This window comes from Streptomyces nanshensis (assembly GCF_001751255.1).
GTDB classification, from domain to species: Bacteria; Actinomycetota; Actinomycetes; order Streptomycetales; family Streptomycetaceae; genus Streptomyces; species Streptomyces nanshensis_A.
The window spans coordinates 58,773-68,566 of the sequence record NZ_LJGW01000066.1; the positions used below are offsets into that span (position 1 = coordinate 58,773).

Below are 9,794 nucleotides of genomic sequence, written 5' to 3' on the forward strand. Positions count from 1 at the left end.
CGGCCACCGCGCGTCACCTGCCTTCCGGTCCGGCCGTCCCGCGGAGGTCTCGGCCGCCCCGGGTCAGCGTGATTCGAAGGGCGTCCATTCCAGCTTCTCGCCGGCGCCCTCGCCGGGACGTGTTCCCCACTTACGTCCGCCGTCCCGCTCCATCATCGGGTCGAGGCTGACGAACAGGGTGATGAGCAGCAGCACGAGCACCGGCCCGATGAGTACGGGGGTGAGCACGCCCAGGGACGAGGAGCCCACGCCGCCGTCGTCCGTGAACAGCCGGACCGACATCCCCGCCATGCCCAGGTACTGCATGGCGATGAAGCCCGTCCCCATGATCACCGCCGCGGCCACCGAGGCGCCCATGTGCCGGATCCGCCGCGCACACCACAGCGCGACCGTGGTGACGACGACGACCACCGCCGCCGCGATCGCCATGACGCGGCCCTCGTAGCGCACCGCTCCCGCGATCCGCATCGCCGTCATTCCCGTGAAGTGCGTGGCGGCGGCGCCCAGTCCGAGCACCACTCCGCCCCCGAGCACCGCCAGCCACGCGGGCCGGCGGCGGGAGACCACGAACAGCGCGACAGCGGAGACCAGGACGGCCAGCAGCAGACTCCCGTACGTCGTCACCATGTCGTAGTCGATCGGGGCGCCGCCCACGCTGAAGCCGATCATCGCCACGACGTGCATCGTGAAGATCCCGATGCCGACGGCGACCGACCCCAGGGCCAGCCACCCGGCCTGCTCCCGGGCCTCGGCGCCGGGTGTGCGCATCGCGCATCTGAGCCCGACGGCACTGCCGAGTACGGCCATCCCGTACGCGAGCAACGGCGTGACAGGCCCGTACGTCAGAACGTTCGGCTGTACCGCGGCGGCAGGGAGCATCGCCCGTCATCCCCATCAGGAAAGCGTGAGTGACCACAGCACCGACACATGGTGAACACACGTGCGGGGGACTCATGTTAAGTTCCCGTGTCCTTGTGCGGGCCCGGTTCCCAAATCCCGTCAGATGCTCGGAGCGATTCATTCCGCACGCGTCCGCGGGGACCGGCTCACCGCCATCCGTAGAGCTGCTGAAGACGGTGCACGACGCGCTGGAACCGCGCCCTGTCGAGCGCGCACGCCTCCCGCCGCATCCCCTCCGGATGTACGCGCAGCACCCGTTCCGTACTCACCCACGAGTCACGGCCGCTGGCGTCCCACGGGCCGGAGCCCAGCGGCAGCCACCCGTGCCGGGCGGCGCGTTCCTGCGAGCTCAACTGGACGCCGAGGACGGTGCCGTGACTCTCGCGCGCGACTATCAGCACGGGACGGTCCTTGCCCCGGCCGTCGTCCTCCTCGTACGGCACCCACGTCCAGACGATCTCGCCCGGGTCCGGATCGCCGTCCGGGTCCGGGGCGTAGGAGGTGCGGACGGTGCCGACCGCACCGGGTTCGACCTCGCACGTCGCCGTGGGGCCGCTGCTGCCGGGGCTGCCGGAACCGTCCCGGATGCCGGATGCACCGCCTGCGGAGTCGTTGCTTGAATGGCTCATGCCGGGAACCTATCGCCGTCCCGGACCAGGTGAGACGACGGGAAGGCGGGGGCGGACATGCAGGGTGCCCTGGTGGTGCAGAACACTCCGACGGGAGGTCCGGGCCGCGTCGGGGACTGGCTCGGCGAGGACGGGCTGCCGCCGGACGTCGTACACGCCTACGACGGCGGGGAGTTGCCGGAGACACTGGCGGATCACCGGTGTCTGGTGGTGCTCGGCGGCGGCTTCATGCCGGACGCCGACGACCGCGCGCCCTGGCTGGCGCGGGCCCGCGAGTTGGCGGCGGAGGCGCTGAAGACGCGAGTGCCGGTTCTCGGCATCTGCCTGGGCGCGCAGCTTCTGGCGCATGTGGCGGGCGGGACGGTACGGGCCCGGCACGGGCTGCCCGAGTCGGGGAGCACCGAACTGACGCTGCGCCCCGAGGCGTTGGAGGATCCGCTCTTCCGGGGGCTGCCCGCACGGGTGAAGGCCGTCGAGCACCGCGTCGACGCGATCACGAGACTGCCGCGGGACGCGTACTGGCTCGCGAGCAGCGAACGCTGTCCCGTGCAGGCGTTCCGTGTCGGGGAGCGGGCGTGGGGCGTGCAGTTCCATCCGGAGGCGACGCCGCGGTCCGTCGCGGGCTGGGACGCGGAGTCGCTGCGCGAACAGGGCTTCGACCGCGACGAGTTGGTACGGCAGGCCGAACTGGACGAGCCGGCGGCAGCGGCGAACTGGCGGCTGCTGCTGGGGCGCTTCGCGGCGTTCGTCACGGACGGCGGCTGAGCACCCGGGCCGAACAGGCCGCGGCGGGGCGGGAGTTGGGCGGGGCCGGGACAGACCTGCCTACGGGGGCGGGGCGTCCGCTCGCGCGTGTGCCCTCAACGCCGGCCGGGCGGCGGCCCGTTCCACGCCGGGTGCTCCGGCTTGTCGGCGCGTACGAAGACGTCGGCGGCCTCCCGCGGCGCCACCTCCTCCTCGTAACGGGCGTACGCCGGCAGGCTCCAGCGTTCCTCCTCGGCGGTCAGACGCTCCAACGCGCCCGCGGACAGCCCGAGATGGACCGACAGGTCGAAGGGGAACCAGTGCCCGAGCAGGAACGGGCCGTGCAGCAGCAGAACGCCGCCGGGCGGCAGCGGCACACGCGGACTGCGGGTGGGCAGATCCGTGGACGGTGCGCGCAGATCGGGCAGTACGCGGCCGTCGCCGCCGGGGTCGAGAGGTGCGAAGACCTCACGCCAGAGGGCGCCCGTGTCGAACCAGCGGTCGTAGTACGCGTCCGGGTCCCGTTTGCCGAACTCGAAGCGCAGGGAGGCCGCCCGCAGGAATCCGCCGGTGCCGACGGTCAGGGCCGGCAGGCCCCGTACCCGCAGGGCGTCGGCCAGCCGCCCGGCGAGCCGGTCAGGTGCCGCGGACGGGGCGCCGTCGAGAGCGACGCGTCGCCAGGGGCTGCCGTCCGCGGACGCCTCCGGGTCGGCGGCGTCCGCGGCGACATGGTCGGCGAGCTGCTCGGTGAGGCGCTCCCAGGTGATCGGTTCGAGTCGCACGTACTCATCGTGACGCGTGGCGGCGCGTGTACACGCGGAGGGCGGCGCGGCTTTCACGCCGGGGCCCCACCGCACGGCCCGTCGCATCACCGGGGCCCGGCAGCGCACAAGGTCTCGATTCGGTGGACATCTCCGCTTTTTCACCGTCACTTCTCCCCAACTCCTCCATAACGGGCCACACTTGCGGTCCCACTCCACAAGGGGGTCCGTATGTCGTCCCGTCAGCCCCGCCCCTGGCCCCAGCCCACTCCCCCGCCGCGCGGCCCCTCGTACCGGCCGGCGTGGACCCGTAAGCGTGTGCTGCTGCCGGGGATCTTCCTCGTCGGCTTCTTCGGCTTCGTCCTCGGCACGGCGGGAGCGCCCGCCGACGGCGCGGCGGCCTCGGCGACCGCACGGCCCACCGCCACGGCGACGGTGACCGCGACGGCCACGGAGACGGCCGCTCCCGAGGAGGAGCCCGCGCCCGCGGTCACCGAGACGAAGAAGGTGAAGGTCACGACGACCGCCACCGTCACGGTCACGGCGAAGCCGCCCGCCGCCGGGAACGCCGGGCAGGGCTCGGGTTCCGGTTCCGGTTCTGGTTCCGGGTCGGTGCACTACGGCAACTGCGCGGAGGCACGGGCCGCGGGCGCCGCCCCCGTGCACCGCGGCGAGCCCGGCTACGCACGCCATCTGGACCGCGACGGGGACGGCGTGGGCTGCGACACCTGACGGGCGCGGCAGCGGCACCGCTCCCGTACGCGTACGCAGGGAGCGCCCGCATCCGTACGGACGGACGCACCGGACACACCCGGACGCCCGGCCGCACCCGCATCCGTACGCTTCCGCGCGGAGCCTCCCGCCGGCCGCTCCGCATCGCGTTCACCGGTCCCTCCGGATCCCGTTCCGGTGGATCATCCGCCCGCGGTGTCCCTATCCTGGGGCAGCGGTCCACCGGCGTCGTCAGGATGATCCTCCGGAGGTGACCAGACCGATGTACCGGAAGCGTGTGATCGTCTCGGGCGCGGTCCAGGGCGTGTTCTTCCGCGACACCTGCCGCGCGACAGCGGCGGCGCAGGGCGTGCACGGCTGGGTCCGCAACCTCCCGGACAGCAGCGTCGAGGCGGTCTTCGAGGGGGAGACGGGCGCGGTCGAGCAGCTCGTCGACTGGGTGCACGAGGGACCGCCGACGGCCGGCGTGGAACACGTCGAGGTGTACGGCGAGGAGCCGGAGGGCCTCGACGGCTTCGAGATCCGCGAGACACCACCGTCCGGTCCGTCTTCCGGTCCGCCGCCCGGCCCGGATTCCGCTCCGTTGTCCGGGCCGCAGTCCGGTCCCCCGCCCGGTCCGTCGTCCGCGCCGCCTCCGGACCAGGACGTGCCCGGTGCGTCCGGCGGTCCGTCCGGGCCGTGACGCCGGCGCAGATCCGGCTCCGTTTCGCCGGAGGGCTGCGCTTCTTCCTCGCGGCGCGGCACCGCCGCTCGGGCGCCGCGTACGTCCCGTACGACGGCACCTCGACGCTCGGCCATGTCGTCCAGTCCCTCGGCGTGCCCCTGACGGAGGTCGGCCCGCTGACCGTTCACGGGCCGCGGGAGGAGGGCGCCGGGCGCCAAGTCGACCCCGCGTACCGGCCGCAGGAGGCGGAGACCGCCGACGTCGGCGTCGCCCCGCGCCCCCAGAGCGTGGAGGGACCGTGGCCGCCCCGCTTTCTGCTCGACGTTCATCTCGGGGCGCTCGCCCGGCGGTTGCGGCTCGTCGGCCTCGACGCCGCCTACGGCAACGACGCCTCCGACGACCGGCTCGTCGCCCACGCCGACGACGAGCGGCGGCTGCTGCTCACCCAGGACCGCGGTCTGCTGCTGCGCCGGGCGCTGTGGCTGGGCGCATATGTGCGCGGCGCCCGCCCCGACGCCCAACTCCTCGACGTACTGGACCGGTTCGCGCCCCCGCTGACGCCGTGGACACGCTGCATGGCCTGCAACGGAACGCTGGAGGCGGTCGAGAAGGCGGAGGTCGAGCCGCTGCTGCCGCCGGGCACGCGGCGCACGTACGACACGTTCATGCGCTGTCGTTCGTGCGCGCGGCTCTACTGGCGGGGTGCGCACAGCGGCAGGCTGGAGTCGCTCGTGGAACGGGCGTACGAGGCGGCCGCGTCGAGGCCGCCGGGCGCGCCGGACCCGTCCCACGGAACGGAACCGGCATAAGCCGCAATCCCGCGGGGAGTCGGCCGCGCGGTCCCCAACACCCCGTGGCCGTACGGCAGTTGTGGCCCCCTCCCGCACCGTAAGAGGCCACTTGCGTACCACCTCTCACGAGTTCCAGGTCACAGCACCGGACCTATTTCCCCGGGAAGCGTCCCGAAGGGCCCCGCCGTGCTGCACGATGCGGTATGGCCGTGACAGGTGCGGCCGTCGACACCCCCACTGGAGCACGAATGAAGAGACGCGTCATAGCCGTGTACGGCGGCGCCGCGGTCGTTCTGGCAGGACTGATCACAGCCATACCGGTGGCTGCGAACGCCGGTTCCGCCGACGCCGAGGGCACCTCGGCCGCCGCCGGCAAGCTCAAGTGGACCGACTGTGCCACGGAGGACTACCCGGACCTCCAGTGCTCCAAGGTCCGCGTGCCGCTCGACTACAAGAAGACGGACGGCAAGAAGATCACCATCGCGCTCTCGCGCGTTCAGCACACCGCCTCCAAGTCCCAGGGCCCCCTGCTGGTCAACCCCGGCGGCCCCGGCGGCAGCGGGCTGACTCTCGCGGGCTTCGTCGCCAAGTCGCTGCCGAAGAAGGTCGCGTCGCAGTACGACGTGATCGGTTTCGACCCTCGCGGAGTCGGCAAGAGTGAGCCCGCCCTCGACTGCCAGCCCGGCTCCTTCGACCCGGTACGCCCCGACAGCGTGCCGCGCAACGCGAAGGACGAGAAGGCCAACATCGACCGCGCCCAGGACTTCGCGAAGGCCTGCGGCAAGAAGCACGGCAAGCTGCTGCGGCACATCAACACGGTCAACGCGGTCAAGGACATGGACCGCATCCGCGCCGCCGTCGGCAGCAAGAAGATCAACTACTTCGGCTACTCGTACGGCACCTACCTCGGCGCCGTCTACGCCAAGATCTTCCCGGACCGCGTGCGCCGCGCGGTGCTGGACAGCATCGTCGACCCCGACGGCGTCTGGTACGAGGACAACATCTCCCAGGACTACGCCTTCGAGGGACGTCAGAAGGCGTTCACCGCATGGGTCGCCAAGCACGACGCGGAGTACAAGCTGGGCAAGGACCCGGAGGCCGTCGAGAAGGCCTGGTACAAGATGCGCGCCGCGCTGAAGAAGAAGCCCGCGGGCGGCACGGTCGGCGCCTCCGAACTGGAGGACACCTTCATCCCGGGCGGCTACTTCAACGGCTACTGGCCCGATCTGGCCACCGCCTTCGCCGCGTTCGTCAACGACAAGGACACCGCGCCGATCGTCGAGGCGTACAAGGCGATGGGCTCGGTCGACGCCGAGGGAGACAACGGCTACTCGATCTACACCTCGGTGCAGTGCCGCGACGCCTCCTGGCCGCGTGACTGGGGCACCTGGCACCGCGACACCGAGAAGGTGTACGAGAAGGCACCCTTCATGGCCTGGAACAACGCCTGGTACAACGCACCGTGTGCCTTCTGGCCGGTCAAGTCGCAGAAGGCGCTGGACGTTTCGAACAAGAAGCTCCCGCCCGTGCTGCTCTTCCAGGCCACGGACGACGCGGCCACCCCGTACGAGGGCGGCATCAGCATGCACCGCAAGCTGAGCGGTTCGCGTCTCGTCGTCGAGGAGGGCGGCGGCAACCACGGCATCACGCTGGGCGGCAGCGAGTGCCTCGACAAGCACCTGGCGGACTACCTGGCGACGGGCAAGGTCCCCAAGGGCAAGAGCAGCGGTGACGCCGACGCCACGTGCAAGGCGCTGCCCGACCCGGAACCGCTGAGCCCCGAGAAGGCCAAGGCGGCCGTTCCCGCGCCGTACGGCTCGCAGGGCGGCTCCGACAAGGCCGGTGAGCTGCACCGGCTGGTCGGCAACCGCGGCTGAGCCACGGCTTCCGGCGGATCCCGGACGGGACTTCGCTGGAATCCGGTGAACACCGGCGGCAGTCGGGGCCGGGTGGGACCGAAGTGTCCTGCCCGGCCCCACTGTTGAACGCCGTGGGGCGGCAGAGAGGCGTGAGCCCCGCCGCCTGCGGTGTTCGCCGCACGGCCTACCGTACGGATGTGCACTCCCTCGCCGAGTCCATGGCCCGCCTCCGTCCGCCGTACGCGCTGCGCAGGCACCAAGAGGACGCGCTGACACGGCTGATGCGCGCGACGGCGGGCGACGGCGGCGACCGGGACGGAGCCGGAGCCGGAGCCGGCGACAGCCCGGACGGCGGCGAGGGGACGGACGAGGACTCCGGGCCGCGACGTCAACCGGCCCGCGCCTGGGTCGTGTTGCCGCCCGGAGCAGGCAAGACGCTCACCGGCCTGGAAGCGGCACGCCGCCTCGGTGCGCCGGTGGTCGTGCTCACCCCGAACACCGCGATCCAGGGTCAGTGGGTACGCGAGTGGGAGTCGTTCGAGCCCCGCCCGGAGGTCACGGACGCGGCTGATGCGGCGGACGCGGCGAGCGGCACCTCCGCCGGTGCCGAAGTCGGCGCGGACAGCGCACCGTCGGTGCCCGCCGGCACCGGCCGTAGCCTCGACTCCCCCGTCACCGTGCTCACCTATCAGGCACTCGCCTCCTTCGACCCCGACGCCGAGGTCGACGAGGAGGGCAGCGAACGCGGCCGCAGCGGGCATCTGCACCGGCTCCGGCCGCAGGGCCGCGAACTCGTCGAAGCGCTGCGCCGCACCGGCGAGTTCACCCTGCTTCTCGACGAATGCCACCATCTCCTCGACACCTGGGGCGAGTTGCTCGCCGAGCTGCTGCGCGAACTGCCCGACGCCACGGTCGTCGGCCTCACCGCCACACCGCCCGACCGGCTCTCGCCCGCCCAGGCCGAGCTGGTCCGTGAACTGTTCGGGCCCGCCGTGCAGGGTCCGTCGATCCCCGCCGCCGTACGCGAGGGGCATCTCGCCCCGTACGCCGAACTGTGCTGGCTGACCTCCCCCACCGCCGTCGAGACGGAGTGGCTGGCCGCCGAGGCCGAACGCTTCACCGAGCTGACGACCGGCCTCCTCGACCCAGGCTTCGCCTCGGTCCCGTTCCTGAGCTGGCTCGACGAGCGCTTCGTCACACGCCGCGGACCCGACGGGGCCACGCTGCCCTGGTCGCGACTGGCCCGGGAACGTCCCGAACTCACCGCGGCCGCCCTGCGGTTCCACCATGCGGAGCTGCTCGCGCTGCCCGAGGGCGCCCGTCCGCACGAGGAGCACCGCCGCAGTCCGGGCGCCGACGACTGGGTGCTGCTGCTGGACGACTGGATACGGCACTGTCTGCGCCGCAGCGGCGATCCCCGCGACGCCGAGGTGCTGGAGGCGCTCAGGGCCGCACTTCCGTCCGTGGGGCACCAGTTGACGGCGCGCGGCGTCCGCGGCGGGCGCTCCCCCGTCGACCGGGTGCTGGCGCGCAGCGCGGCGAAGCCGCACGCGGTACGGGAGATCCTGGCCGCGGAGGACGCCGCGCTCGGCGACGGGCTGCGGGCGGTCGTGGTGTGCGACCACGAGCGGGCGACGGCGACGCTGCCCGCACGGCTGTCGGGAGTGCTGGAGGCTCAGGCCGGGTCGGCGCTGCTGGTACTGGAAGAGCTGGCGGGCGACCCGCGTACGGCGGCGCTCGATCCGGTGCTGGTGACGGGCCGTACGGTGGGCGCCTCCCGGCGCACGGCGGAACGCCTGCTGGCCTGGTGCCGGAATTCCGCGGGGCCGGAGGTCTCCCGACTGGCGCTGTTCACCGAGCCGTTGGGCGCGGGCGGTACGGACGGGGACGCCGACGCGGTCGACGCCGCGAGCGGAGACTCCGGTTCCGGCCCCGGTTCCGACCCCGGCTCCGGGGCGCTCGTACGCGTCGCCGGCCCGCCCGGTTGGAACAGCCGCCGCTGGGTGGAGGCCGTCACCCGCTTCTTCGAGGACGGCGGCACCCGCGTCCTCATCGGTACGCGCGGCATGCTCGGCGAGGGCTGGGACGCACGCCGCGTGAACACCCTGATCGACCTCACGGAGGCGACGACGCCCACCGCCGTCGTCCAGACCCGCGGCCGCGCCCTGCGGCTGGACCCGGGCCGTCCGGACAAGGTCGCCAACACCTGGTCCGTGGTGTGCGTCGCGCAGGAACATCCGCGCGGCGACCGCGACTGGGGCCGCTTCGTACGCAAGCACGACGGCTATCTCGGGCTGACGGACGCGGGCGAGGTCATGGTCGGCGTCTCGCACGTCCACCCGGAGCTGTCCCCCTACGCGCCGCCGCCCGCCGGTGAGTTCGACCGCTTCAACGCGGTGATGCTCCAGCGGGCCGCCGCACGCGAGGAGGTGCGTGAGCGCTGGCGCGTCGGCGAACCGTACGAGGACGAGCTGATCCACACCGTCCGGGTGACCATGCCCCGCGGGAGGACGGGCCGCGTCCCCGCGTCCGTACCGGCCGGAGCCCACGCGGTGCCGCCGGCGGTCCCCGCCGCCTACGGGGTCCGCACGACACACGGCCCGGTGCGCACCGTTCGGAGCGGACGCACCCGGCACACGGCGCATACGCCGCGTACGCCGCGCACCGCCGACTCCGCGCCGGCCGGCGGGAATCGGCGCCTGGCCACCGCCTCC

At 72.9% G+C, this 9,794-nt stretch carries 9 protein-coding genes; 6 read left to right on the forward strand and 3 right to left on the reverse strand.

Annotated features, from left to right (window positions below):
• Positions 1-63: 63 nt before the first annotated feature.
• Positions 64-879 carry an MHYT domain-containing protein gene (locus AN218_RS03415; protein ID WP_070015122.1) on the reverse strand — a complete coding sequence of 272 codons (816 nt, stop codon included), beginning with the start codon at positions 877-879 and terminating at the stop codon, positions 64-66.
• 167 nt (positions 880-1,046) lie between these two features.
• On the reverse strand, positions 1,047-1,529 hold the full coding sequence (locus AN218_RS03420; protein ID WP_079131776.1) for a type II toxin-antitoxin system PemK/MazF family toxin: 483 nt from the start codon (positions 1,527-1,529) through the stop codon (positions 1,047-1,049).
• A gap of 57 nt (positions 1,530-1,586) precedes the next feature.
• Here AN218_RS03420 and AN218_RS03425 point away from each other — a divergent pair, with 57 nt between their 5' ends.
• Complete coding sequence (locus tag AN218_RS03425) at positions 1,587-2,294, forward strand: type 1 glutamine amidotransferase (protein WP_070015123.1); 708 nt, start codon at positions 1,587-1,589, stop codon at positions 2,292-2,294.
• Between the two features lie 95 nt (positions 2,295-2,389).
• Here the strand turns inward: AN218_RS03425 and AN218_RS03430 are convergent, their stop codons facing one another.
• The gene (locus tag AN218_RS03430) at positions 2,390-3,055 is read right to left on the reverse strand and encodes a nucleoside/nucleotide kinase family protein (RefSeq protein ID WP_070015124.1); all 666 of its coding nucleotides are present in this window, start codon (positions 3,053-3,055) and stop codon (positions 2,390-2,392) included.
• Between the two features lie 210 nt (positions 3,056-3,265).
• Here AN218_RS03430 and AN218_RS03435 point away from each other — a divergent pair, with 210 nt between their 5' ends.
• The 5 genes from AN218_RS03435 to AN218_RS37390 all read left to right on the forward strand — a co-directional run.
• Entirely contained in the window at positions 3,266-3,766 is a 501-nt protein-coding gene (locus tag AN218_RS03435) for an excalibur calcium-binding domain-containing protein (RefSeq protein WP_070015125.1), read from the forward strand.
• A gap of 250 nt (positions 3,767-4,016) precedes the next feature.
• Positions 4,017-4,448, forward strand: coding sequence for an acylphosphatase (locus tag AN218_RS38870; RefSeq protein ID WP_338059595.1), 432 nt, complete (start codon positions 4,017-4,019; stop codon positions 4,446-4,448).
• A complete protein-coding gene (locus AN218_RS03445; protein WP_216311714.1) occupies positions 4,445-5,239 on the forward strand; it encodes a Mut7-C ubiquitin/RNAse domain-containing protein in 795 nt (264 codons plus the stop codon). Before AN218_RS38870 ends, AN218_RS03445 begins: the two co-directional genes overlap by 4 nt.
• A 230-nt stretch (positions 5,240-5,469) precedes the next feature.
• The gene (locus tag AN218_RS03450) at positions 5,470-7,098 is read left to right on the forward strand and encodes an alpha/beta hydrolase (protein ID WP_070015127.1); all 1,629 of its coding nucleotides are present in this window, start codon (positions 5,470-5,472) and stop codon (positions 7,096-7,098) included.
• A 179-nt stretch (positions 7,099-7,277) separates the two neighbouring features.
• Positions 7,278-9,794: DEAD/DEAH box helicase family protein (locus AN218_RS37390; protein ID WP_070015128.1), on the forward strand; the 2,517-nt coding region annotated here is incomplete at its 3' end.

Bases quoted from the DNA above. Each gene is read 5' to 3' on its own strand.
- AN218_RS03435 (WP_070015125.1), top strand. From the start codon at position 3,266: ATGTCGTCCCGTCAGCCCCGCCCCTGGCCCCAGCCCACTCCCCCGCCG.
- AN218_RS03420 (WP_079131776.1), bottom strand. From the start codon at position 1,529: ATGAGCCATTCAAGCAACGACTCCGCAGGCGGTGCATCCGGCATCCGG.
- AN218_RS03450 (WP_070015127.1), top strand. From the start codon at position 5,470: ATGAAGAGACGCGTCATAGCCGTGTACGGCGGCGCCGCGGTCGTTCTG.
- AN218_RS03415 (WP_070015122.1), bottom strand. From the start codon at position 879: ATGCTCCCTGCCGCCGCGGTACAGCCGAACGTTCTGACGTACGGGCCT.
- AN218_RS03425 (WP_070015123.1), top strand. From the start codon at position 1,587: ATGCAGGGTGCCCTGGTGGTGCAGAACACTCCGACGGGAGGTCCGGGC.